The sequence below is a fragment of the Aurantivibrio plasticivorans genome (assembly GCF_055392955.1).
In genome coordinates this window covers 4296857-4321314 of record NZ_AP036020.1, presented here as the reverse complement: position 1 = coordinate 4321314, position 24458 = coordinate 4296857, and the positions used below count along the sequence as shown (strand labels likewise).

At 44.2% G+C, this 24458-nt stretch carries 32 protein-coding genes; 29 read left to right on the top strand and 3 right to left on the bottom strand.

What is annotated here, in order from left to right; genetic code table 11:
- The first annotated feature begins 12 nt into the window (after positions 1-12).
- The 21 genes from ACZ5NB_RS19490 (at position 13) to ACZ5NB_RS19390 (ending at position 13307) form a co-directional block, all read left to right on the top strand.
- Positions 13-390, top strand: a complete 378-nt coding sequence (locus ACZ5NB_RS19490) for a hypothetical protein (RefSeq protein WP_464107781.1) — start codon at positions 13-15, stop codon at positions 388-390.
- 90 nt (positions 391-480) lie between these two features.
- Complete coding sequence (locus ACZ5NB_RS19485) at positions 481-1068, top strand: hypothetical protein (RefSeq protein ID WP_464107780.1); 588 nt, start codon at positions 481-483, stop codon at positions 1066-1068.
- A 121-nt stretch (positions 1069-1189) separates the two neighbouring features.
- A complete protein-coding gene (locus ACZ5NB_RS19480) occupies positions 1190-1633 on the top strand; it encodes a hypothetical protein (RefSeq protein ID WP_464107779.1) in 444 nt (147 codons plus the stop codon).
- 957 nt (positions 1634-2590) lie between these two features.
- The gene (locus tag ACZ5NB_RS19475) at positions 2591-2968 is read left to right on the top strand and encodes a hypothetical protein (RefSeq protein WP_464107778.1); all 378 of its coding nucleotides are present in this window, start codon (positions 2591-2593) and stop codon (positions 2966-2968) included.
- 98 nt (positions 2969-3066) lie between these two features.
- Positions 3067-3477: a hypothetical protein gene (locus ACZ5NB_RS19470; protein WP_464107777.1), complete on the top strand. Its 411-nt coding sequence runs from the start codon at positions 3067-3069 to the stop codon at positions 3475-3477.
- A gap of 103 nt (positions 3478-3580) precedes the next feature.
- Positions 3581-4057 (top strand): hypothetical protein, encoded by a 477-nt coding sequence (locus ACZ5NB_RS19465; protein ID WP_460234998.1) that lies wholly within the window; start codon positions 3581-3583, stop codon positions 4055-4057.
- A 63-nt stretch (positions 4058-4120) separates the two neighbouring features.
- Positions 4121-4390 carry a hypothetical protein gene (locus ACZ5NB_RS19460; RefSeq protein WP_464107776.1) on the top strand — a complete coding sequence of 90 codons (270 nt, stop codon included), beginning with the start codon at positions 4121-4123 and terminating at the stop codon, positions 4388-4390.
- 113 nt (positions 4391-4503) lie between these two features.
- The gene (locus ACZ5NB_RS19455; protein WP_460232094.1) at positions 4504-4995 is read left to right on the top strand and encodes a DUF6438 domain-containing protein; all 492 of its coding nucleotides are present in this window, start codon (positions 4504-4506) and stop codon (positions 4993-4995) included.
- Between the two features lie 103 nt (positions 4996-5098).
- Entirely contained in the window at positions 5099-5545 is a 447-nt protein-coding gene (locus tag ACZ5NB_RS19450) for a DUF5063 domain-containing protein (RefSeq protein ID WP_464107775.1), read from the top strand.
- A gap of 113 nt (positions 5546-5658) precedes the next feature.
- Positions 5659-6186 (top strand): hypothetical protein, encoded by a 528-nt coding sequence (locus ACZ5NB_RS19445; protein WP_464107774.1) that lies wholly within the window; start codon positions 5659-5661, stop codon positions 6184-6186.
- A 105-nt stretch (positions 6187-6291) separates the two neighbouring features.
- Positions 6292-6921 carry an HAD-IA family hydrolase gene (locus ACZ5NB_RS19440; protein WP_464107773.1) on the top strand — a complete coding sequence of 210 codons (630 nt, stop codon included), beginning with the start codon at positions 6292-6294 and terminating at the stop codon, positions 6919-6921.
- Between the two features lie 70 nt (positions 6922-6991).
- Positions 6992-7246: a hypothetical protein gene (locus ACZ5NB_RS19435; protein ID WP_464107772.1), complete on the top strand. Its 255-nt coding sequence runs from the start codon at positions 6992-6994 to the stop codon at positions 7244-7246.
- A gap of 499 nt (positions 7247-7745) precedes the next feature.
- Positions 7746-8045 carry a hypothetical protein gene (locus tag ACZ5NB_RS19430; protein ID WP_464107771.1) on the top strand — a complete coding sequence of 100 codons (300 nt, stop codon included), beginning with the start codon at positions 7746-7748 and terminating at the stop codon, positions 8043-8045.
- A 121-nt stretch (positions 8046-8166) separates the two neighbouring features.
- Positions 8167-8514 carry a hypothetical protein gene (locus ACZ5NB_RS19425; protein WP_464107767.1) on the top strand — a complete coding sequence of 116 codons (348 nt, stop codon included), beginning with the start codon at positions 8167-8169 and terminating at the stop codon, positions 8512-8514.
- A 1316-nt stretch (positions 8515-9830) separates the two neighbouring features.
- Entirely contained in the window at positions 9831-10196 is a 366-nt protein-coding gene (locus tag ACZ5NB_RS19420) for a DUF6794 domain-containing protein (RefSeq protein WP_464107770.1), read from the top strand.
- 83 nt (positions 10197-10279) lie between these two features.
- Positions 10280-10519 (top strand): hypothetical protein, encoded by a 240-nt coding sequence (locus tag ACZ5NB_RS19415; RefSeq protein ID WP_464107769.1) that lies wholly within the window; start codon positions 10280-10282, stop codon positions 10517-10519.
- 79 nt (positions 10520-10598) lie between these two features.
- Positions 10599-11084 carry a hypothetical protein gene (locus ACZ5NB_RS19410; protein WP_464107768.1) on the top strand — a complete coding sequence of 162 codons (486 nt, stop codon included), beginning with the start codon at positions 10599-10601 and terminating at the stop codon, positions 11082-11084.
- A gap of 80 nt (positions 11085-11164) precedes the next feature.
- Positions 11165-11512 (top strand): hypothetical protein, encoded by a 348-nt coding sequence (locus ACZ5NB_RS19405; RefSeq protein ID WP_464107767.1) that lies wholly within the window; start codon positions 11165-11167, stop codon positions 11510-11512.
- 147 nt (positions 11513-11659) lie between these two features.
- Entirely contained in the window at positions 11660-12178 is a 519-nt protein-coding gene (locus ACZ5NB_RS19400; protein WP_464107766.1) for a hypothetical protein, read from the top strand.
- Positions 12179-12294: 116 nt separating this feature from the next.
- Positions 12295-12927, top strand: a complete 633-nt coding sequence (locus ACZ5NB_RS19395) for a hypothetical protein (RefSeq protein WP_464107765.1) — start codon at positions 12295-12297, stop codon at positions 12925-12927.
- A 65-nt stretch (positions 12928-12992) separates the two neighbouring features.
- On the top strand, positions 12993-13307 hold the full coding sequence (locus ACZ5NB_RS19390) for a hypothetical protein (RefSeq protein ID WP_464107764.1): 315 nt from the start codon (positions 12993-12995) through the stop codon (positions 13305-13307).
- A 418-nt stretch (positions 13308-13725) separates the two neighbouring features.
- On the opposite strand, the gene ACZ5NB_RS19385 is transcribed toward ACZ5NB_RS19390, so the two are convergent.
- Positions 13726-14880 (bottom strand): IS110 family RNA-guided transposase, encoded by a 1155-nt coding sequence (locus tag ACZ5NB_RS19385; RefSeq protein WP_464107763.1) that lies wholly within the window; start codon positions 14878-14880, stop codon positions 13726-13728.
- Positions 14881-15013: 133 nt separating this feature from the next.
- Between ACZ5NB_RS19385 and ACZ5NB_RS19380 the strand changes: the two genes are divergently transcribed.
- From ACZ5NB_RS19380 to ACZ5NB_RS19360, 5 genes are all read left to right on the top strand, one after another.
- Positions 15014-15244 (top strand): hypothetical protein, encoded by a 231-nt coding sequence (locus ACZ5NB_RS19380; protein ID WP_464107762.1) that lies wholly within the window; start codon positions 15014-15016, stop codon positions 15242-15244.
- A gap of 83 nt (positions 15245-15327) precedes the next feature.
- Complete coding sequence (locus tag ACZ5NB_RS19375) at positions 15328-15669, top strand: hypothetical protein (protein ID WP_464107761.1); 342 nt, start codon at positions 15328-15330, stop codon at positions 15667-15669.
- A 562-nt stretch (positions 15670-16231) separates the two neighbouring features.
- The gene (locus tag ACZ5NB_RS19370; RefSeq protein ID WP_464107760.1) at positions 16232-16675 is read left to right on the top strand and encodes a hypothetical protein; all 444 of its coding nucleotides are present in this window, start codon (positions 16232-16234) and stop codon (positions 16673-16675) included.
- A gap of 543 nt (positions 16676-17218) precedes the next feature.
- Positions 17219-17416, top strand: coding sequence for a hypothetical protein (locus ACZ5NB_RS19365; RefSeq protein ID WP_464107759.1), 198 nt, complete (start codon positions 17219-17221; stop codon positions 17414-17416).
- A gap of 353 nt (positions 17417-17769) precedes the next feature.
- Positions 17770-18087, top strand: a complete 318-nt coding sequence (locus ACZ5NB_RS19360) for a hypothetical protein (RefSeq protein ID WP_464107758.1) — start codon at positions 17770-17772, stop codon at positions 18085-18087.
- Positions 18088-18187: 100 nt separating this feature from the next.
- Here ACZ5NB_RS19360 and ACZ5NB_RS19355 read toward each other — a convergent pair whose 3' ends face one another.
- Positions 18188-19096: a dienelactone hydrolase family protein gene (locus ACZ5NB_RS19355; protein WP_464107757.1), complete on the bottom strand. Its 909-nt coding sequence runs from the start codon at positions 19094-19096 to the stop codon at positions 18188-18190.
- 419 nt (positions 19097-19515) lie between these two features.
- Here ACZ5NB_RS19355 and ACZ5NB_RS19350 point away from each other — a divergent pair, with 419 nt between their 5' ends.
- The 3 genes from ACZ5NB_RS19350 to ACZ5NB_RS19340 all read left to right on the top strand — a co-directional run bounded on the left by ACZ5NB_RS19350 (position 19516) and on the right by ACZ5NB_RS19340 (position 22607).
- The gene (locus tag ACZ5NB_RS19350; RefSeq protein ID WP_464107756.1) at positions 19516-20595 is read left to right on the top strand and encodes an endonuclease/exonuclease/phosphatase family protein; all 1080 of its coding nucleotides are present in this window, start codon (positions 19516-19518) and stop codon (positions 20593-20595) included.
- 274 nt (positions 20596-20869) lie between these two features.
- The gene (locus tag ACZ5NB_RS19345; RefSeq protein WP_464107755.1) at positions 20870-21835 is read left to right on the top strand and encodes a lipid A deacylase LpxR family protein; all 966 of its coding nucleotides are present in this window, start codon (positions 20870-20872) and stop codon (positions 21833-21835) included.
- 121 nt (positions 21836-21956) lie between these two features.
- Positions 21957-22607: a response regulator gene (locus ACZ5NB_RS19340; protein ID WP_464107754.1), complete on the top strand. Its 651-nt coding sequence runs from the start codon at positions 21957-21959 to the stop codon at positions 22605-22607.
- Positions 22608-22620: 13 nt separating this feature from the next.
- Here the strand turns inward: ACZ5NB_RS19340 and ACZ5NB_RS19335 are convergent, their stop codons facing one another.
- Complete coding sequence (locus ACZ5NB_RS19335) at positions 22621-24381, bottom strand: sensor histidine kinase (RefSeq protein WP_464107753.1); 1761 nt, start codon at positions 24379-24381, stop codon at positions 22621-22623.
- Between the last annotated feature and the right edge of the window lie 77 nt (positions 24382-24458).

The following is a 24458-nucleotide window of genomic DNA, read 5'->3' as shown; positions in this document are numbered from 1 at the left end:
GTACGAGTCAGCATGAAAGCAATATTTAAAAGCACAGAAGGCGAATACTTAGAGGCTGTTCTAGAAGTTTCTGGGCAAGCTATTACTGTTATGGATGATTTTGGCGGCCCCGAATGTTTCCGTGGGCAAGAAATGGATGTCGAACTACGAGTGGGGCTTGAGCATGAATGTGAGAGTCAAAATGAAATGCTAGACGGAAACCCTGAACGTATAAAAAAATTGGAGCCTCTAGGAGGCTGGGCTTACCGCGCATACGGCATCATCTCAAACGTTGAAGACGAAACTCTAGTTGACGTTGGAGTATGTGAAATAAATGCTCCTTTTGAGGGTGGCCTCGTTGGAGAAAGTATTGCATTTACAGTTGAGAGGCTTGATGCACACAGCAGCTAACAAGGCGTTGTTGTTGCCGCAAAAAACGCGGCTGGGACGCTCACTACGTTCGCGCCCCAAAACTTGGCGTTATAGCTTAAAGGAACTGAGATGACCGGCACTTACGATTGGAACCCCATGCCTCACAAAGTAGAGATTAAATGCCCTACTTGTGGTGGGCATTGTGTCTTCGAGTTTGCTGAGGTCGTCAAAATTGCACAGAAAAAAGATGTCCCATTTTTCGAGCAAAGTGACATCTTTGAATACTCAATGTTTAAAGATAGTTGTGGCCATAAATGGCACGGCGCTATCTATTTCGCTAATTTGCACGGTGGCTCGATTAACGCTATCACTAGCTTACCCGATGGTTATTCCCCCGAAAATTGGTCTCACTCTAAGTACTTAACCAGAAATCATGGCCTCGATCTTGGAGCATTTTCTTGTAGTCATTGCCAAACAAGAAAACCATATATACTTCAATGGCCTCAAGATGCTTATTATTCATTCAGCTACAAAGGTGAAGTGCTTTGGGCCTTTAATCGCGAGTCGGCAGTAGACCTCCGTGATTACATTGCATCCAATGAAAGAAAAACCGAAAAATTTAAGTGGGCTAGCTTTCTGTTGCATATTCCAACTGTCTTTAAAAAGCAAAATGCCCGCGACAATATCGTTAAGCAAATAAACAAGGTGCTAGCCTGAAAATGGCTATAACAAACGGCTCCACCGGACAAATTTTACTGTCACCTTTTTCGCGCTGCGCGGCAAAAAGGCCGCCAGCAAAATTTGCTCGGTGAGCCGGGCGTTAGAGTTTCAAGTCGCTATGAAAAATTTAATATCACTTGTCATTGTTTTTTTACTTTCTGGCTGTGGTATGCCGCCAGGAACAGTTTGCGATGACGAAGATGAGTTGAGTCAATTTTTCTGCGAGGCATCAAAACACTATTATCCTGATTGGCAATATGAAGAGAGCGGCGCTTTCTATGTCACGAACGATCCCGCTGATGAAATCAGAACTCGGGTCAACTTGGAGAACGCACTAGTCGAAGGTGCACGGGCGAGCAAACGAATAGATATTGGCGGAATAGAGCCTATAGCAACTAAAAATAGCCTGCTTGCTGTACTTGATAACTTGGCCGAGTCCAAAATTAACTTAGAGGGCTTGCATGTGGTTTACCTGGGCCCAGAATCACAAGCGCAAGAAGTGTTGTATGCTTTGAAATCGTCGGGAGCGAAAGCGAAGTTTGTTATTTTTGAAAGCAAGTAAAACTCTAACAAGTCAATGTAGGCCGACCCGCGTAAGCATCGGCCTTGAAAAACAGGCCTCAAAGCGCTTACGGGTCGGCTAATTGAGGCGTTAAATATACCTATGCCAGATTACGAGTGGAATTGTCAGTCGTGTGAATACACAAACAATGCTGGTTTGAATAATTGTTCTAGATGCGGATGCCCATCAACAGTCTCAGCCGAAGAGGTCGATCGTTGGAACCCAACCAAGGGTTATTTTGATCCTGATCCAAATTTTCAAGGCAGGTACATTGATCCCAATGGCCTTATGTTCAGGTTTTTTGGTGTTGGCAATTGTACTGTTTGTAATAAGGAAATATCTCTCAAAGAAAAAGAGTGCTTACATTGTGGTCACGTGTTTACTGAAAACGAAATTATCGATATGCGGGTTGAGTATAGAGTTAACATGCTTAAAGGCGTTACTCTAGGCCTGATTGTTTTTCCTTGCTTAATAGCACTCTTTTTATATTGGAACTGAAAATGGTATTTAACAAATCAGGGTTGTCGCCGTTGGCTGGGACGCTCCTGGCGTCGCGCCCCAACCTGAGGCGTTAAAGTGAAATATGGATTACCTTGTATCTGCAGTATTTGTGATTGTAATAGGGGTAATGTTCTCTTACTCGATTAGAGGTACGAAGTTCAATCGAGTTTACACCCTTTCTGCGATGCCGCTCATTTACATATCGTGTGTAATTTTAAGCTGGCTAATTTATCAGGTATCAATGCCTTTAATTGGAAGAGAGGTCTGTAGCTTCAAAGAAATCGCATGTATAGGATCGGTTCGTTGTTCAAAATTAATGGTTTTTGGGCTCGGCGCCATGCTTGGCCTGGGTATACATATACTAAAGTAAGCGGTTTCCACTTTAACAAACGCAGGCACACGGACAAAGTTTCCACTGCGCTTCAACTTTGCCCGTGCTGCGGGCGTTAACTGTACATGAAGATAATCGCCAAGATCATAGTCGGACTGCTTTTAATCGTACTTATAGCAGCGATATCTGGATATGCATATTTTGTACGGGATCAAAAAATTGAGGTTGGGTTCATTCCGGCCGAATTCAAATATTGCGGCAAAGTCATTACTGGTGCCGATCCCGAATACAAGGAAATATCGAATTGGCTTCAAGCCAATAGCACTGGTTGGGCTAGAGATTGGAATACGCAAATTGCAGGTGTGGTGTACTACTACCCAGCTTTTTCGGTTGTAGTATTTAATGGTGGGGTGTCGGTAAGCTATAAAACAGATTATGGTTTTCCGCGTTTCATAAAATCAGTAAATCATAGTCTCAATACAACATGTGCCAAAAACAGTTAACAAGGCCAACCACTAAAGCCCCTTCGGGGCCGGACCTCCACTCCGCCGCTTTGCGGCTGCGTTCCGGCCCGTGTTGGCGGCGTTAGGCAAAGCAAATTATGAATCCATACGAAGCGCCAGTAGCAGAGCTTGAAAAAAAATTAGATAAGCCGCCAAAATATCTGTCTTTAGTGTATTTTCTAATTATCTTGAGTTTTGTTGTTTTTCTTATAGAGGAACTTTTATTCGCCATTTTGGAAGCTGAAGAACTTTCTGCTATGGAAAACTATGTATTCATTCCAATATGGGGTGGAATATTGTACTGGGTAACAACAGCACTAAACATGCGCAAGCATAACCCCAAGAATACGTTTCTAATACTAGCGGTCATAGTTACAGGAATGAGCATATACGACCCACTTACTCAATTTTCTATATATACTGGTATTGCTGAGTCTACTTGTTTTCTTGGAGTTTACTTCATACTACGAAAAGAAGAGTTTGTGGGTTGGTTCGGGAAAAATGCCTAACAAATTGCACCATCTGACATTTTTTCCATCGCCTCTTTTTGTGCTTAATAGCACAAACAGGCTCTTCCAAAAATGCCGCTGTGCAAGGCGTTAGAGTTACTATATGAACAAAATTGAGCCAAAAATGGCGCTATCAAATATAAATGATTTCTTCATTTTTATAGTTGTAGGCACCCTTCTGGTCGGCATCCTGTTTGTTTTTCCAAGTTATGTCATCTATTTATTATCAGGCAGTACTACAGCAGCTTATTGCACTGGTATTTTCTTATATTTGGCTTTCATGTCCTTTTGCGCCTTATCAATCACTCTTTCAGACGCAGGCATCAAGCTTAATCGGCGGCTTGGGGGGCCTAAAAATATTCAGTGGGCAGATATTCAAAGCTTCCAAGAAGTCTCGCCAAAGGAAGTAATTGTATTTGGCTGGCTTTGGCCAATATTTCCACCTCGTGAGAGTACGCCTTGTATGTCGTGCTATGGTCATTTTCGTATTTCTTATAATGGTGGTTACTTCTACTATCCGCCCGCTGAAAAAGAAAAATTTATTCAGCTAATGGAGCAGTACGGTGCCAAAAAACTCTAACAAGGCCATCAAAAATCGGCCGCAAAAAACGCGGCCCAGGACGCTCCTTTCGTCGCGCCTTTTATGGCAGCGTTAAATATACACGAGATTAAAAGAATGGAAGGTGTAGTAGCTTACATAGAGGACGAAGGTGGCGAGATAAAATTGACGTTTGATGATGTCAGTTGCCGAGATGGAGAGAATCCTTCAACTTGGAATAAAGAGTTTCTATTCACTTCTGCTTCATTTGATCGCGATGCTATTTCTAGCTTGAGTTTGTCCAAAGAGCAATTTGCCGAAATCGGTGAAAATCTAATAATTAGGCTTTTAGCTCTGAATGGGAAAATTCAATGAAAATAATATTTAACAAGTCGCCGAAGTCACTCCGGGCGCTAAAAAACGCGCCCTCCGCGGGACATGCTCTGCTTCGCGCCGCATGCCCCTTGGCTCAGCGTTAGGGGGCATATGTGAAATTCCGAGTACTAATCGTTTTTGCTCTTTCTGTAGTCTTTCTACCATCCTGCTCAAACGACGCTGGTTTTAGTGACGACATATTAGTGAGCTTGGAGCGAAGTGCTTGTTATGGAGAATGCCCCGTTTACAACTTAAAAGTACTTAAGAGTGGGATAGTTGAATACGACGGTTTTGTAAACGTCGCGATAGAGGGTCGAAAAATATCAAGTATAACGCCTGAACAAATTAATACAATTGAAACAAAATTAGATGGCGTGAAGTTCTTTCGGCTGAAATCGTCGCTGAAGCCAGATAGTTGGGGATGTTCAGATTACTGGTCTGATCACAGTAGTATTACTATCCAAGGCTCCATAGGGACACGGAAAAAGGAAGTTTATACTTATCTGGGTTGTGAATCTAAGCAGGTTGCGAAAGTAATTGAACTTGCTGATTTCATAGATGAAGTCGCAGGTGCTTCTAAGTGGATAAAAGATACTAATGAGTAAAGCCCCTAACAAACGGCTGTTGAGTGCCGCAAAAAGCGCGGCAGGACGGCTTACACTTCGTTTCAGCCGCCCCAAAGCCGGGCGTTAGTTGCACGTCGAAGATATGAGCATTGAAAAAGAAGTAAATGAGTTTATAAGTTTTATCTTCAAAAAAGATGAAATCAACGATATAGATGAATTGATTGTACAATTAGATAAATTAGCAGTATCTCTGGCGAGAGTTGAATATCAATTTGATGAAAAGGATTATCCCGATTCACCGAGAATGGAGCACGACGAAATAAGAAAGCAGGTGGAGAAAAGATTTCCATCATTAGGTTATTACAACACTGTTTTTGAGGTGCTAGAAGTAGGTGAATCAGTCTCTCCCATTACCGGTGACGCTATAGATGATATTAGCGATATAACCCAGGATTTAATGGAAGTTAGCTGGTGTTTCCAAAACACATCGGAAAACGACGCTCTCTGGCATTTAGAAAATAGTTACAGCACTCACTGGGGCAGGCACTTAAGAAACCTACAGTTATACTTATATGCGTTTAAACATTAAGCAACTAACAAAGCAATCTAGCGGACCCAGGCAAGCAATGGCCTTGAAAAACAGGCCATTAAACGCTTGCCGGGTCCGCTAATTGCGGCGTTACATGTCATAAGGAATATCGAGTGGAAATAGAATTAAGTGACAATACCAAAGCGGATTTGGCTTTCCTTGACGAGCTTTCTCTTCAGGAAGTAATTGCTTGGCCAATTGATTATGAAACCAATAGGCAGACATTCTCAGAAACATCCGACACATTAGATTTATGGCTGGGCGGCCCTAAATGGAGAGAAACAGGACATAGTTTTATCCAGTTCGGCCAAGATGGTTGTGGCTCGCTATTTTGTTTGTGGTATTACCCTGAACTTAGCGGGCAGCCACCAGTCGTTTTTCTTGGCTCGGAAGGTGAAAGGGCTCTAGTATCGAACAATGCTAGTGATTTTGTAAAACAAATTACCTCTGGAAAAATATTCTACGACGGTAATTGGCTAGATCCAGAAGACGATGACAAAGAAGAACTAGATTGGGCCTTGCTAGCAAAAAAAGCAGAGGCTTATATTGGATCACAGTGTAAAGCCCCCGAAGAACTATCCAAATTAGCGGCAGCGAGTCATCCTGATATCTCTGAATGGATTGAAAGTAATGTGCAGTAAACATGTAACAAGTGCAAGCAGCATCGTCCCTTTGGGCCTGGACCTCGCTACGCTCGGCCGCTGTTGCAGGCGTTACGTGTCAATCTAAGCTGCTGAGCTGGTTAAATGAACTATTTTTTTGACCTTGATGATACCTTAGTTCATACATCTGAAATTGTTTTTCGCTCGATGAATGAATGGTGTGTAGAGAACGCTATCGACATTGGCAAAGCGATAGAGCATGGGAAGGGGCGCCGAACCGAGGATACGGTTGCAATTTTAGCGCCTCACCTAAACGCGAAACTAGAAGCAAAAAAAATAGAAAAGCGCGAAGAGGAACTGTTGCAGTTTATACAACCCTTAAGTGGCGCACTAGAATTCGTTCTAAATCTTCCTGAATCGAACTGGGGAGTTGTTACCTCAAGTTCTCATGATTTGGCAATGCAAAAAATTAGAATTTGTGGTTATCCTATTCCTAAGATCCTAGTATCAGCGGAGAGTGTGGAGAGAGGAAAGCCTAGCCCTGATCCTTATTTAAAGGCAGCTCAATTAATGGGGGTCAATCCAGGCGATTGTTTTGTTTTTGAGGATGCCGAAAGCGGCATTGAATCTGCATTTTATGCCGGTTGTAAGGTTATTGCGGTCGGAGAATACCGTGGAAAATTTGATGAGAACATTTATGGTCGAATAGAAACATTCGATCAGCTTGAATTCGCGCAAGGAGACCTCTTTGGTACTGAAAAGAAAAACACGTAACAAACGCAGGCACACGGACAAAGTTTCCGCTGCGCTTCAACCTTGCCCGTGCTGCGGGCGTTAAATGTATATGAATAATCGAGACTTGATCATAGCCAACCTGGAAGAAGCAATTGAGCAGCTTCAAGAAACCATATCGGAAATCGGTTCTAATAAGGAATATGATGAAGTTGAGCTACGCATTGATATGGAGCATGCGTATCATCATTTGAATTATGCATGGCATATACGCAACGTATCCGCTTCTGAAGCGGAAGAATGCTCTAAAGAAAACTATGTGAAATGGTCAAAGTTTCCTTTGGGCGAAATTCATGAGTATGAATAAAACATTTAACAAGGCGTGGTTGTCGCCTTCGGCTGGGACTGCTGCGCTTTCGCTCCGCAGCCCCAACACTTCGCGTTAGTTGGCCTGCGAAAAAAGAGAGCACCACATTGAGGGATTTTTAGGATAACCCATATAGCTGTATAAACAAACAGCATAAGCGTTATCTTTATGTGAGCGCAAAAGATCTAGAAGGGAGATTGACGAGAGCGCATTTGGTTTTTACAGTAAGAGCACCCCCGTGCGGCTTAGAAACACTCTTGGAGTGTTGTCCAAGTCCGCGGGGGTGCTCTTACTAAAAGCGTATCTCGCCATCTTCATTTCCTTTCTATTTTTTCGCACGCAGATGACCGCGGGGGCTGGATGTCAAACACGCTTGTTGTTCTTCCGAACAAGTCGCTAAGTTTGGCACTATCGTCGTCGCAACTAACAACCCGTTTCAGTTGATCAAGCAAACAACGCATGACAACTGAACTATATTCGTTATGTGTAAGTGAGAAATATGGGGAATTTATTTGAAATTGGCGGATTAATTTTGGGGTTGCTAGTGGTTACTTCTACATTCTTAATCATTTTATTCAAGTTTGCATTTGGTGACAAAAGTAAAATACCGGGCTCAAGCTTTACCGAAAAGAATATGTTTGCGTCAGGATTGAGTGGTAGGGAATATGTACAAAAATGTATTCCTTCCAAACAACAAAAGAAATACCAAATGTTGCTAAACGTGCAAAAATATAGCGCATTGGCACTATTTGCTTATATGGTTTTAGGGTTTTTAATTTACTATGTGGTAAACACATAACAAGCCGGTAAAGTCGGACGCTCAAAGCTCCGTTCCGTTTTTGCAATGGCTACGCCATTTTAATACAAAAACTTCACTCCCGCTTTGGCGCCGCTTACCGGAGCGTTATGTTTAATTGAGTATGAACCCAGAAGAATTCATAAGCGCAGTCGAAGAGTTGGTACTTGGTAACGAAATTCCTGACCCTACTCTCATAGAAAAAGGTGAGTTTCCTACTGGCTGGGTTGAGGCATATACGCTCTTGCTAAAAGAGAATAGGTTGTATTGGCAAAATATAAACACTTGGCCTCGTTCGCTTACAGCTCTTTTTTATAGAGTTGGCTTTAATATTCCGTATGCATATCGAGAGTGGCAGAGGAAAGCAAACCTCTCAAATCCGCAAACGGAAAAGCTATTACATTCTGTACATTTTTGTACAGAGCTATTTCTAAACTGTTCACCATCGGCAGAGTGGCCAAATGAAACATAACAAGTCGCCCAAGTCACTCCGGGCGCTAAAAAACGCGCCCTCCGCGGGACACGCTATGCTTCGCTCCGCGTGCCCCTTGGCTCAGCGTTATGTTTTTGAGTGCCAAATTCCCCGTCTGGTAAATCTGGCTTCGTAGAGCCAAGTCGGGTAAGGTACTTCGTATCCATTAAGGCGGTGCAGGGAAGTGAAAGCCTCATTCCACTATCCATTTTCCTGCATCAAAATATGTGGCTATAGCAGCCCAGTACACCGTCGCATTGTGCCACGAGTGTATGTGCCGGTTTTTGCATAGGCGTACTTAATGTGTATCGTGACATGCGGGTAAACATAACAAGCGTAGGTTGCAACGCCAAAGCTACGCTTTGGCTGGACCTCCCTTTGGTCGGCCGCAACTACGGGCGTTAGTTGGCCTGCGAAAAAAGAGAGCACCACATTGAGGGATTTTTAGGATAACCCATATAGCTGTATAAACAAACAGCATAAGCGTTATCTTTATGTGAGCGCAAAAGATCTAGAAGGGAGATTGACGAGAGCGCATTTGGTTTTTACAGTAAGAGCACCCCCGTGCGGCTTAGAAACACTCTTGGAGTGTTGTCCAAGTCCGCGGGGGTGCTCTTACTAAAAGCGTATCTCGCCATCTTCATTTCCTTTCTATTTTTTCGCACGCAGATGACCGCGGGGGCTGGATGTCAAACACGCTTGTTGTTCTTCCGAACAAGTCGCTAAGTTTGGCACTATCGTCGTCGCAACTAACAACCCGTTTCAGTTGATCAAGCAAACAACGCATGACAACTGAACTATATTCGTTATGAGTAATCACGAGATGATCAACACTGTGCGCTGGGTTCTAACTATACCCTCGGCGATTGCGGGTTTCTTCTTTGCTTTAATGTTGGCAATAGTATGCCATTCGGCTGCGGTTTCTTTTTGTCCTGAGTCGCAAATTATCTCTGGCCTTTGCACCGCTCCGTACATGAAAATAGTAGATGGCTTTGCCGAGGTGTTATTTCCAACAATTGCTGCGATCTTAGTGGTATGGCTCCCGTATTTTTGTGCTCCTAAGCACAAACACATTGTGGTGGTTTCATGTTACATAGTTGGCTCAATAGTGGCATTCGGCTTAGCGTTAAGCACTCAACTCTGGGTTACGTTATTCTCGGTAATCACAAGTGCAGGTCTACTAACCTATGTTTTACTGCGCATACAAAAATACTCATAACAAACGCGCCCATTACGCCGCAAAAAACGCGGCAGGACGCATTCCGCTGCGCTCCATGCGCCCATGGCGCGGGCGTTACATACCCAGAGGTTAGGTAGTGAAAATATTGTACGTGGTTGTTTTAGCGCTGATCATATTTGGGTGTGCATCTAAACAAAAAGAATCGCTTCAAGTTGAGAACGGGCTTCCAACCACTTGTGAAGAAGCAATAAAAGCAATTGCAGAAGGGCTGGACGAAGAAAGTATCACCACGCTGAGGGAAACAAAGAAAGAAGATCTAATAATGTTTCACTTCTCATGGGGCATGGGAAGTCGCAATAGTTATGGGTTATGGTCGGAAAAGTCACCTATTCGAATTTCATGTGCTAAGAGGGTTGGTGAGAAAGATATTCACCCAGACAACGCATCTGGCCTTATCATCGAAGGTGTTTGGGAGCTTGTCCATGAGAATAATGGTATGTAACAAACGCAGGCACACGGACAAAGTTTCCGCTGCGCTTCAACTTTGCCCGTGCTGCGGGCGTTATGTTTTTTTAGGAGAGATAGATGAAGCTATATAAGTCTGTGCCCGTTGGTGAAATAGGTGATGAGTTTGAAACGGAAATTTTATCTGAATCAGATGATATCGGAGCTTTAAAAGCACTCGGTTTTAGTCATGCTGAGGAGTTGGGTATCGAAAATAGGCTATGGATATCAGAACCGGTAATGGGCGACAAGAAAATAAAAGATGCGGGTAGGTGGTTTATGCACCTTCCAAACGAAACAATATTAACCATCTGTGAATAAACATAACAAATCAGGGTTGTCGCCGTTGGCTGGGACGCTCCTGACGTCGCGCCCCAACCTGAGGCGTTAAGCGCTAAATATGCAAAGAACAGAAGAAATAGAAATTTCAAAGATTGGCGATATTGTTAGCGCAGTATTTCAAGAGCCTGCAATAGCATATGAAGATTATTCAGCATTTGATACTGAGCTACAGATATACGATAGCGAGAGCTCTCTAAATAGTGTGATTGAAGAAGCAGTGAAAAACAATGACCATTCGGCTAACTTTGCAATTTACTACCCGGAGGCCAAAGGCTATTTTTTCAAAGAGAGAAAGACATTAAATCCTGAGAAGTGTAATGGGGCCACATTTCGTTTTGTTTCAAGTGGCTGGGGATTGGTCCATTTGCAAATAGATTTACGAAATAAACCAAAAGTAGTGGTGCGTGTTACTGTAAATTCAGCAAAACGCGCCGAAGCATGGTCGCATACGTACCCCGAATTTAAAGAGCCAGAACTCTGGGATTGGAAGTACGTAGAAAAACAAGCAAGACGTATAATTAGGGTGCTAAAGAAATGCGCTTAACAAGTGTAGGCAACATCGCCCCTTCGGGGCTGGACCTCCTTTCAGTCGGCCGTTGCTACAGGCGTTATGTTTAATTGAGTATGAACCCAGAAGAATTCATAAGCGCAGTCGAAGAGTTGGTACTTGGTAACGAAATTCCTGACCCTACTCTCATAGAAAAAGGTGAGTTTCCTACTGGCTGGGTTGAGGCATATACGCTCTTGCTAAAAGAGAATAGGTTGTATTGGCAAAATATAAACACTTGGCCTCGTTCGCTTACAGCTCTTTTTTATAGAGTTGGCTTTAATATTCCGTATGCATATCGAGAGTGGCAGAGGAAAGCAAACCTCTCAAATCCGCAAACGGAAAAGCTATTACATTCTGTACATTTTTGTACAGAGCTATTTCTAAACTGTTCACCATCGGCAGAGTGGCCAAATGAAACATAACAAGTCGCCCAAGTCACTCCGGGCGCTAAAAAACGCGCCCTCCGCGGGACACGCTATGCTTCGCTCCGCGTGCCCCTTGGCTCAGCGTTAGCATTCCAGTGATAAAGATACGATGTAGTTAAATGAATATTTAGGAGGCGGTTTTCTATGAGTGGTAATGAAGAAAATGATGTAAAAACAACCTTTCCAAAAGGTGTCATATTTCTTATTGTAATTTCTAGTATATATGTACTTTATAAAGTGTTTTTGAACTCCATTAGTGGTTGGGTAGAGATTACTGTAACTGCTGCATTTTGCTTATTTATAATATTAGCACTTACTCGGTTCAGAATATTTAGAATCGCAGCGCCAGTATTGTTCGGAATAATATTTTTAGTTCAATCTCCCAATATTTTGATTGTAAATTATACATTTTCTAATCCTCCATTATCAGCAAATATTGAACTAAATGCTATGGAGTCATTTATAATTACTCCAGAAGAGGCGTTGAAGGAGATATTTCCTAAATTTGATATTGATACAATGAAGAAAACCAGTTCTGTGAACTTAAATATGCTATTGCTAATATATCTACCTATAATTTGGTACCTTTGTGATTCGGGAAAAATAAAAAGCAGATACTCGCGGAGCTTTAAAAATAGTAACGAAAATGAAGAATACGCATAGTGCTAACAAGTCAAATCACGCGGACTTGGCTAAGCTGTCACCTTTTTTGTTCCAAAAATGTCGCCAACTTTACCAATCCGGTGTTTGAGGCGTTATGTTTCCGTGAGTTCAGAGCAATGAGTTACATAGATACATTTGATAATGAATTCGTAGGCTTTCTTGCTGGTTACCCTGTATATAGGCCGTTAGTTGTAAATGATTTTCACGATCACGAAGTTGGAGATTTTTCCTGTACGCCAAATGATTTTGTGGTTGGTGGTGGAGGTGGTGAACATCCGGGCGTAGTAGTAAAAAATCCCAATGGAGCAGTTCTTTACTTCTTTTACGAGTGGCTAGAAGAAATTTCAAATTTAGAAAAAAGTGAAATCGAAAGGCTTACATCAGCTCTTCCGGAATATCCGGGAGGAGAGGCACTTCACTTTTGTGGGTGGAAAGTTGACCACTATCATAAATTCTATCAAGCTTGCTCTTCTGCGAGTCTGGTCACTCCCTACAATGAGGAGCGCTTTTGTACTTTAGATCAATGGCTATATACATGCTTCGGTGAGCTAATATTTTTTTCTTATCCGGAGCTCGCCGAAAAAATTATTACGGAGCAGCAAGAGCTTCACAAACTGATTACTCATCCCTTTTTGAACAATATACTTGTACAACCGGCAGGTTTTAAACCCACCGGGGGTAGAATTATTGATTCTTCTGGTAAATTACAATGGGGTTTATCTGCATGGAAAATAAATCGCAGAACATAACAAACACGTCAATTGGGACGCTCGCAAGCTCGCGCCCTTTACGTGGGCGTTAGGTTTACATGGTCATGAAGTTACTTACTGACGAAGAATTCCATAATACGTTTTGTGATCCGATGAGAAATATTACTGGATCACCATTACTGGCTGATATTTGGGATTATGCTGACGAAATTATCGAGTCTGAATATCAAAACTTTTCAGAGTGGGATTGGAATATTCAGTATGTTTATGAAACCGGTGATAAAAAATATCACCATATTTCAATACCTGTTCCAAAAGATAATACCTATTTGGTCATCGTTGTAGACTCACAAGCGAAAAAGTTTGTCGGACATCATATATTAGACCTAAATGAGAAGTACGGATTAAATGAAACCTAACAAGCACATCAAAAATCGCTCCACTTCATTCCGCTGGACCTCCTTACGCTGCGCTCCAGTCGGCCCTTTATGTGGGCGTTGATATGACACCCCCTGTCAATTAAAAACGTAGAAAATCCTACTCAAAAATCCAGAGCATATATTTACATTAGATTGAGTTAATGCAGAGAGATGGAGTCAGTATCTCGTCGGTTTGCTTGCTGATATCCGTGGGTTATCAATAAATACATATTAACCTATCCAACCTTACTTTTTCCGTCGAGGTGCCTGTCTTCTACTCTATGCTCGTGGATCAATAGGCTTACGCCTACTGCCTACCTAACGCCGTCGTGTGTTACACCTCCACCGGGACTCGACCTGCCACTGCATTAACTCAAAACTGTTTATCACGTGTGTTGCCGCTTACTGCTGTGCTGTTTTACACACGTGGCATTCTGACTAACCGGGTTTTAACATCAACCGGCGTGAGGACGACTTCGTTGGCAATGACCCAGATATAGGCCACCATTTCTCGCGCAATGGCTGATACCACCAAGTTGTAATGTTTTCCACGTTTCATTAATCCTTGATAGCGCCGGCACAAGCGTACTTGCGCTTTCCACGCAATATCGACAATGTCTTTTGGCAAACCTTCTTGCCGTTTTTGTAATTCCGTCGAGACATTGGCCGCGTAGCGATAACTGTGCGCACCTTCCGTCAGCAAACGCCTTGCGCGGGTATTTCCGGTTTTAGTGAGACTGCCCACTGTTCTCTTTCCGCCGGTTGAATGTTCACTCGGCACTAAGCCAATGTAGGCCATCAGCTTACGGGGATGATCAAAGCGCGATAGGTCACCTAATTCTGCAATTAACCCAGTGGCCACTAATAAACGTACGCCACGCATCGCCTGAATGGCTTTAACGACAGGATAGTAGCGCCATTGCTTCACTTGATAAGCTAACTCCTCATCAAGGCGCTTTAATCGCGACATACGTTCGGTGATAGTTTGAATCATTTCCTGCAATACAAATTGTTGTGCAGGATGCGGGAGAATTAACTCTGTTAGCCAGCGTAAGTGTTTGAGTGACCAATTAGCCGTGCCACCGTATTGAATGTGATTGCGTAATAGAAACGCTTTAAGCTGATACTTGGCATCGTTCAGATCACGCATAGCACGCTCGCGCGTCCGGGATAAATCACGAATGGATTCATCTTCTGGCTCAGGCACATAGATGGACTTCACATCGCCTGACTTAAGATGTTGAGCCAACATCATGGCGTCGCGGCGATCGGTCTTAATCCGCACGCCAGGCTTTTTAGGTACCAGCGATGGGGCGACCACAAAGCATTGATGGCCTAGCTGTGTTAGCAGTCGATAAATCCAGTAGCCGCAAGGGCCTGCTTCGTAGCAAAAGATGAGTGATGCGCCAGGGAATTTAGACTGCATTTGCCGTGCAAACTTTGTTACCCCTTCCTTGGTGGTTCTAATGCGCCCAATAGGCGATGGTTGAGCCTTAAAGCCGTCCTCAACATACGCCGCTTCTGAGTGTTCTTTAGCTGTGTCTAAGCCTATAAAAATTATGGTATTGTTCATATCGCTAGCCTCCAGTGTTTATATGATTCCAACATATAGTATGGCTCTGGCTTTCTAGCTAACCCACGATAACTGGAGGCTAGCACCCTAGGGGTTGTCATAATGTCTATGAATAAAGGTATCTCAATTGAAAATGTATAAAGTGCTAGACGATGAAGAGTTTGGTCTTTATGTCAATATTCCTGATTATGATATATATGATGAGCTAGAAGATTTTTTTGTAGAGGAGCATGATATTGTTCCTCTAGCGGTGCAAGAGGTGAAATCCAAGCTAGCTACTACTTATAGACTATGGTTCGATCATGGCGCCAATGCCCAAGAAATACAGAACGTGGTGAATCACTATTTTGAAAACAATTCATAACAAAACGGGGTTATTGCCGCAAAAAACGCGGCTGGGACGCTCACTGCGTTCGCGCCCCAACCCTTGGCGTTATACGTAAAAACATGAAATACATCGTACTTACAAAAAGCACTTTTACTTGGGAATTATCAAATGATGATTTTGAAGCTGATGACTACCAAGATAAATTGGATGAATATATTGAGGCTCAGAAAGAGTTGGCTCAAAAGTATGGTATGAGCCATTTATATTCTGAGTCGAATTTCATTCAAAAAGCAAAGCACAGCATTGAAAGATGTTCTTCGTGTAATGAATGGACAATGGATCGTGTAGATAATCCTGTAAAAGAAGATGACTATGAACCGATCCGAGATGGCGCTTCGGTTAAAGGTAAGCTCTTATGCTACGAATGTCTTCCAGAAGGACATAGGTGGTCATGGTCGTAACGTATAACAAACAGCAGCACTTAAGCCCGGCAAAAAGCGCCGGGCCGGACGGCTTACATTACGCTTCGCTTCATTTCAGCCGCCCGTGTGCTGGGCGTTACGTGTACAAATGAGACTGAGCATAATCTTACTAATTACAGTTTTTTGTTCTACGGTTTCCGCCGAAGAAGCAAAGTTATACTGTGGACTCTTATATGGTGACAATATAATCACTCCGTATGGTGGAGTAGCAAGTAAGCTGATCGGCGGTCCCTCGGATATGGCTAAATTGGAGAGTGAGCGAAAGAAGGAAAGGAGCGTCCCTATCTTCGTCAAATTTACGGGCTATAAAAGAGAGTTTCCACGAGCTGCAACTTACCAATATGTATATCAGATTCAGCAACTTATTCTGTATCAAAAGTTTGGGTCGAACCATGAAAATGATGATTGTATTAAATCAATACGTGAGGGTAATACGTAACAAACAGCAGCACGTTAGCCCGGCAAAAAACGCCGGGCCGGACGGCTTACATTACGCTCCGCTACATTTCAGCCGCCCGTGTGCTGGGCGTTAAGCATAAGCATGAAAAATATATCTCTACGTGCGCTAAATATTGTTGTCTTGATCGGTATAGCAGTTTGTTACGCCGAGCTGGTTAAGTACTTTATGAGTATGTATTACCCGCTATTTCAAGAACCGCTACCGAACTTCTACAAAATGTTCGTAACGTTCTCTTCAGCGGTATCTGCTGCCCTAATCGTCTTTACCCTCAACGCTACAGTGGTCAGGCAAAGCATGCTGGCTGTTGGTATCGCGTCTGGTTTAGGGGCTTTCACTTGGTACTACATTGTCAGAGGCTACCCCGATATTTTGAAAAACATAGTAGCAGCCACCATGTCAGTACACAGCCTATTTGCTATGCTCGCATTTATTATGGTTCCGCTTATCTTTGCTTATGCATTGAAATCGCGTTTTAGTTATCGGGGCCTACTGGTTCTTTTAGAATCAAGGAGAGAAAATGCTTAACAAACACGCGCAGCGTGCCGCAAAAAACGCGGCGGGACTGCCTACGTTTCACTTCGGCAGCCCCTGGCGTGGGCGTTGAAACTGTAGAGAAATTAAAATAAATTTTTGTGGCGAGCGATTTTTCGTGCGGAGAGTAGCATCGAATTATTTTTACGGCGATTAAACCAAAAAGATTTGCGAAAACAGTCCTATTTTCTAGTATATAAATTGGACAAAATGGGTTGTTTTAAATTTTCTACAGTCTCGTTAAGTGTCCAAGGATATGCACGAAAAATTATTTAAATTTTATGGGGGTATGCTGCTAGCGGGGTCTATTTATTATCTTAGTTTGCTTTTTCTGGCTTAGTTGGCAAGCTACTATTAGTGGTCGGAACTGCTCTTTTAATCTTTAATAGGTTTTATCATGGGGCTGACACTTAACAAACACGCGCAGCGTGCCGCAAAAAGCGCGACGGGACTGCCTACGTTTCACTTCGGCAGCCCCTGGCGTGGGCGTTACATTTCCAGAGAGATCAGATGTTAATTAATAGAGCAGCTATAATTTTGAAGGCAACACAGACAGCCGTGGACTGGATAAATAATGTTGATCCGTATCCCGATAGTAGCCCGCTGACGCTAGAGCAAGTAAGAGAAGATTGCTTGGTTTATCTCGTGCCGGAAGAAGTTGAAACAGATTCACATGCAAGCATCTGGGCATTGAATAATGCGGAAGTGTTACTTGAAGAGTTCATGCATGGCTGATATCAAGATGATAGTTTATGGCCTAAACAGTATGGCCCCAAACTGTTTGAAAAATGGTTTATCGTTGAGTACCACAGTATGATTATAGATACCATCGATGAGCTAATTCTTAAAGAAGAAATGTAACAAGTCGGGGTTGTCGCCTTGGGACCTGAGGCGTCAGCAAATAGCGGTATGTTTGTACCAACCTACTCCCCTCTTTTTCCAACAACTAACCTTTGCTAAATAGCCATTTCATTTTCTTGTTTTTGACAAGTAATGTAAGTCGGCCGTTCAATTATTGTGCTACGGAAAGAATTGTGCTTTTATAGACAGATACCTCAAAAAATAACGCTAAAAAGTGAAGGTTTGTTATGAAAGTTTTTTCGCTAGCAGCGAAAATTATGCTGCTATCCAGTTTATCGGTTGTCTCTCTTGCAAAGCCTGATGGGAATCCGGATAAAAGCGATAAGTCATCACTCAACTTAGAAAAAGAATCGACGCGAGAAGGCGTGTTGCCGCTGAACTGGGAGCAAAAAGTGGTGGCCGGTGAGTGCTTAGACGATGAACTCTTTGCGCATGGTATTGTGCTTTCTGCGGTCGATGTGGATGATATTGTAAGGATGAAAATTAAAAGAAAGATTTTTCATATAGATACAATAACTCGCGAGATTCTCGACGTATTGCACTAATGCAGTGCCTATTTGTTGAGTTTGCGACAAAAGTCGATTGATAAATACTAAAAAGCCGCGACAGGGTTCGCGGCTTTTTATTGGGTTCCCTAGCTCAGCGCTATGCAAGCGCTTTTTCAAATAGCGCGAGTAGTCTTGCCCACGCTTTTTCCGCCTGTTCTTGATGATATACACGGGAGTCTGGTGGGCACCATCCGTGCATCGCGCCTTCATATACTTCGATTTCTGCCTCTAGGTTCGCTTTTGCGAAGTCTTCTTTTAGTACACCTTTAACGTGCGGTTCCCGCTCGTCGTCGTTGTCCGCCACTGCAATTAGAAAATCCGCTTTCATATCGGGAATGAGACGATGAGGGCTGTTCTCTGCATCGGTCACCAGGCCTCCACCGTGGAATGTCGCGGCTGCCTTAACACGATGCGCCATGCTGGCTGCTGTACGGAATACTATAGGGCCTCCCATACAGTAGCCGGTGGTACCAACGCCACGGCTGGTGTCGACCGCTGCCTGTGCATCGAGAAAATCAATAAAGGCTTTGGCGTCGGTGACATGGGTCTCTGGGGTTAGTTGTCTGGCTAGGCCAATGAGCGTGGTTCGCGTGTCTGGGTCTGAAAAACTCGCGCCAGCCGCGACGACGGGTGCTTTTTTGACACGGTAAAAAGGGTTCACGACGAGCACCGCATAGCCAGATTGCGCGAGTCGTTTACCTATTTCCCGAAAGGCTGGGCGGAGGCCGATAATATCTGGCCATACTAATACCGCTGGGTGTTTACCTTCTGCCGGGTGGACGAAATAGCAGTCAGCATCACCATCGGGCGTAGTGACAGTGACATCGCTCTCGCTGATGGTTAAGGCGTTAGCCACTGGTGGCAGCGCCATCATTAAGCTTGCACTAGCGGCTAAGCCCCCGAATTGGCGGCGAGTAATACCGCTGGAATGGGTGGGGTCTTGATTTGCTTGGGCTTGTCTGTTGAATAATGCTTGGTTTTCTTTTTCGGTTATTTCATCACACATAAGCGTCGCTCCAGGATGCTTGTTATTCTTGAAAAAGGAAGGCTGATATCTTGCCTGTTTATTACCCGCCTTCGCTAGGTGCTTCGTGGTTAAGAAATGTAGTGGCCACAAGATTGCCGTTTTATTGTGCCCTGGTCGGGTTAAACACCAGTCGTTTACAGTGACAGCGGAGACGCCCAATGGTTTGGCCGCTGACCGTTTGCGGGTTGGTTGTTGTTTGTAGGTTATCGTATCCACTAATGAGGCGTGTCGCCAATTCCTTTATTACGGTGTTGTGTCTACTGGCAGGTTGTGGCGGCTAAAAGGCTTTATTATTTTGCAGGCCGAGGCTCGCGAATTACTTCCGAAAACCACTTTTAAATGTTTAATATTGCGCAAACGTGTAGACTGCTGTCAGCTATATTGACTTGGGAATTGTCATGCAGGTTGTCAGCCTTTTCGCCACGGCGTTGATCGTTTTAGTGACGGTAATACCTTTTTCACGCTTAAAGTATTGGTGGGTTCGTGATTTTGACTTTCCACGCTTTCAGTTTTTTACCGTTGCGGTCTTGGTGTTATTGGTACAGTTGGTTTGGCTGGATTTTCAAGACATCACGACCTGGGTTTGCTTTGGGTTAAACGTGTTGTGCTGTCTTTATCATGGGTGGTGGATTTATCCCTACACACCGTTTCATCAGCGCGAAGTTCGTGATGCCTCGCACGGTGCTGACAACACATTAAAAATTATTTCCAGCAATGTATTGATGACGAATCGTGAGGCGCAAAAGCTGCTTGACGTAGTGAACGATATTCAGCCAGATATTTTAGTGACATTAGAGTCTGATCGTTGGTGGGAGGAGCAGTTAGATAGTTTGGGCTTTACGCATAGTGTGAAGTGTCCGCTGGACAATTTATATGGTATGCACGTGTATTCACAACAACCACTCATCGACCCACAATTAGAGTTTTTGGTAGAAGATAATATCCCCTCGGTTCATGCCGCCGTTAAACTGAAAAATGGTCAAGAGGTTTGCTTACACTTTTTACACCCAGCCCCACCTAGCCCAACCGAAAATGACACATCGACAGCGCGTGATGGTGAATTGTTTATCGTTGCGAAAAAAATTGCTGAGACCAACAAGCCAACCATTGTCTGCGGTGATCTGAATGATGTGGCCTGGTCTCTTTCGACACGGCTTTTTCGTAGAACCAGCGGCTTGCTTGACCCTCGTATTGGTCGAGGGATGTTTAATACCTATAACGCAAACTATAAAGTATGCCGGTGGCCTCTGGATCATGTTTTTCACAGCGAACATTTTACCTTGGTTTCATTGCAGCGGCTGCCGCCTATTGGTTCAGACCATTTCCCTCTTTATTCAGCGTTAGCTTTTGAGCCTGTCGCGAAGTATGAGCAGGGCGACAATGGATTAGATCAGGAGGCTGAAAGCAGCAAAAAAGTAGAAGAAGATATCGATAAAGTGCGCGCTAGCAAGGAGGATGTCCCTAGTCCAGCTGAGTAAACTTTATTGGCAGGTGGTGCGTACTACGTAACATCGTAGGTTGTACTTCAGCTGTAAAACCTTCCGTCTCAATGACTTTATAGCGGCTGGCCGAATACGCTTGCTGTGAAATATATAGAACATTCATCATCGCTTTTGGAAGCGTAGTAAAGCCATTTCATTAAAGTTGAGTATCAAAGTGAAATTAAGGTTAAGTAGTCACGTTTTTCAGGCAATCCATAGTTTTAAAGCACAAGCTGCATACCCTTCGCATTTATATTGGAAACCTTACATTATGTGCGGACTGTGCCTTGCATTGTTCAGTACATCACCGGCGTGGTGTTCTGACAGAAAAGGTACATTATCGATCGCGTTAGAAAACGATCTATTCGGCGCGGGCACCGATAAACATTACACGCACGGAACTGAGATATCCTATGTTTCCGATACCTACGTGCCTAAATGGTTAAGGTCGACGGCGGATGTTATCTGGTTTTACCAATCCAATGACGAGACTCGTTTTTCTTGGTCTCTCGGTCAGAAAATTTATACCCCGAATGAAATAACGGAGCCAGAGTTAATCGTTGATGATCGTCCCTACGCTGGTTGGACGTATTTAAGTTTAGGGCTAACAACTAATGACATTGAAGAGACCTACCGAACGGTCGCTTCCTTTGAGCTTATTGCGGGGATCGTTGGCCCCAACTCCGGGGCTGAAGATGCTCAAATTAAAGTGCATGAGCTGATTGGTTCAGATATTCCAGAAGGCTGGTCTAACCAGCTGGATAACGAGTGGACAGCGGATCTACGTTATCGTCGTTCGTGGCTGTTGCCGATATGGCAGGATAACATCGACGTTATTCCCAACCTTGGTTTTACTTTGGGCTCATCCCAGCGCAGAGGTGGCGGTGGTTTTACGTTGCGAGTGGGTTCTGGTCTGGCCTCAGATGATGGGCCACCGTTAATTCGTCCGGCACCTTCTGGCTCTAATTATTTCAAGCCCGATCAAGCTTTCTACTGGTATTTCTTTGTCGGTGCCAATGGCGAGTATGTTGACTACAACATTTTTCTGGATGGTAATCGCGACGGAGCGAGTCACAGCGTCGAGCGCATTGCCGAGCAGGGGAATATTCAGGCTGGATTGGTAATGGGAGGGGGTAATTGGCGTTTGTCATTCACTAACATATACAAAACCCGTGAATTTGAAGATCAGGCCGAGGCCGATGAGTTCGGCTCTATTTCACTCTCTTATCGCTTTTAATCGTGCAGTGTTGTGCGCGGTTTGGCGCTGAGGCATTAAAAGCAAACTGCGACGTCAGACATGTTTTGTTAAACTAGGGTCTTTCAACCCATTCAGAGTCGGTAGCCGCGTCGTGAAAATAATGATAATTGACGATCACCCCTTGGTTGCAGAGGGTATCGCTGGATTGCTTGCAGAGTTCGGCGAAGCGATTACCACCGAAGTGGTAGCGGCTGGGCGTGCTGGAATAGACCATGCCATTGCGGCAAAGCCGGATCTCATTTTGTTGGATTTGCACATGCCTGAGATCGATGGCTTCGCGGCTCTCGAAATCCTTGGGGAAAGCCTTCCGACGACGACCGTGGTAGTCGTATCCGGGTCGCTGCAAAAAAGTGATATGGAACGCGCCATTGGTATGGGCGCCGCAGGTTATATTCCTAAATCGGCATCGCCAAATATCATGCGCAATGCGCTGCAACTGGTCATGTCCGGTGGAATGTATTTGCCGCCAGAAATGCTCAGCTTGTCGATGTCCGCCGATGCTCATGCGCAGACAGCGAGTATTGCTTCAAACTCCGGGCCATCTCTACCGCATAATGTGGTGCTCACGCCTCGGCAGCTCGAAGTGCTAGGCCTGCTCAGTGAAGGCAAAGTTAATAAAGAAATCGCGCGCCTACTAGACTGTGCAGAAACCACCGTTAAAGCTCACATCCGTGCGGTGTTTAAAGAACTCAATGCGCGCAACCGTACCGAAGCTGTGGTCAACGCGAAGAAATTGGGTGTTATTGACTAAGCGATTCGCTCATTCAATTTGCGCCTGCTTCATTTTTTAATTGCTGTACGGTCCGCGTTAAATAGGCGCGCAGTTGCATCGGTTGCAATGGTTTATGCAGTAACAAATAACCGCTGGACTCGGCTTCTCGAATTCGATCAGGTGCCGTATCGCCGGTAATGATTGCGGCGGGAATCGGTGAGCCAATGATGCGGACAATATCGTTAATTGCCTGTACTCCAGTTTTGTCATTCTGCAAGCGATAATCGGCTAATATGATGTCGGGTGCCTGCCCGCCACTGGCTAAATAGCCCAGCGCGCTATCGGCATCGCTAAATGCGTTTGCTTCACAACCCCAAGATGCTAATAAACTTTCCGCGCCTTCTCGGATTGTTTCTTCATCATCAACGATCATAACCCGAATACCCTTAAGGGGAGACATGCGTTGGCTAAGCTCTGCAATACTGGGGTTATGAGTGGGTAGTTGCTCGCCAAGTGGTACGGATAAACTAAAGCACGTTCCCCGCCCTGGCGTCGATTCCAGTGTAAGCTCGTAGCCCAACATATCGACTAGACGTTTAACAATCGCCAAACCTAAGCCGAGGCCTTTATTGCGGTCTCGTTCTGGGTTATGCAACTGCACAAATTCATCAAAAATAATGTCTTGGCTTTCAGCGGGGATACCAGCCCCGGTATCCTGTATGGATAATAGAACGTTGTTTCCTTCACTAGTGCAGCGCACTGTGACTGCACCCACGTCGGTATAGCGCACCGCATTGGATAATAAATTACGTAGGATTCTGCTCAATAAATCGGGATCGGTATGCACTATGGTATCCGGCATATCAATGTGTAAATTGATATTTTTTGCCGACGCTTCTAATGCACATTCGTTATAAATTGGCTGCAAAATTTGGCGCATTGAAACATTGGAAAATTCAGGCGTGAGTGTGCCCGCATCTAACTTTGAGATATCTAGCAACCCGTTAAATAAGCCCTGTAACGCATTAACCGAGCGATCAATGTTGTCGACGGTTTTAATAGAATCAGGCTCACTCACTTTAGTTTTAAGTACGCCTGTGAACAGTGCTAAAGCATGCAAAGGTTGGCGTAAGTCATGACTAGCGGCAGCCAAAAATTTTGACTTGGCAATATTTGCGCGTTCGGCTTCATCTTTTTGTTCCGCCAATTCAAGTCGCAGCCGTAACATTTCTTCAAATCGTTTGTGGCTATCCCGCCCGACAACAAACATCATGCCGACAAAAACAATACTCATAAAGGCGAGTGCGTAAAAAATGGCGCCTTGTAAAATAAAGCAGTTGATAAACACGCACCCCATTGCTGGGATGTAATACGCTTGTCCTAGCAGCGGATAGGTGGTACTGGCGTGTGCTGCACCGATACACATCGCCACAATCACAATCATAAAGACGGCTTCATAGGCGAGGTGATTTGGGTCGGTCAACACGAATAACGACGACCCCCAAATGAGTGCAACACTTGCGACCACTATGGCATACCCGACGCCCCATTTAGGATACTCGCTGAGAGATATGTCTGAGTGACTAAAACGCCACCACAACAGCAAGCGTATAGACGATGCAATGCTCAACGCCATAAACCAAAGGAAGGTTTGGCTGAAACTCACAGCGGGGTTAGGTATAAATAAAATAAACAGACCGATTCCCCAGCTATTGAGGCTGGCCATGACTGCTTGCTCGTAAATACCTTTGACCTGCTCCGATTGGATGATGTCTTGCAGATTGTTGGGGGTGGAAGACAGCATAATGCGCATTAAGTCTCTGTATAGATGAATAAGGTAAGGATAGCGTTGATGCAAAGTCTCGCAATGGACCAAAAGGCGTAGTCCTT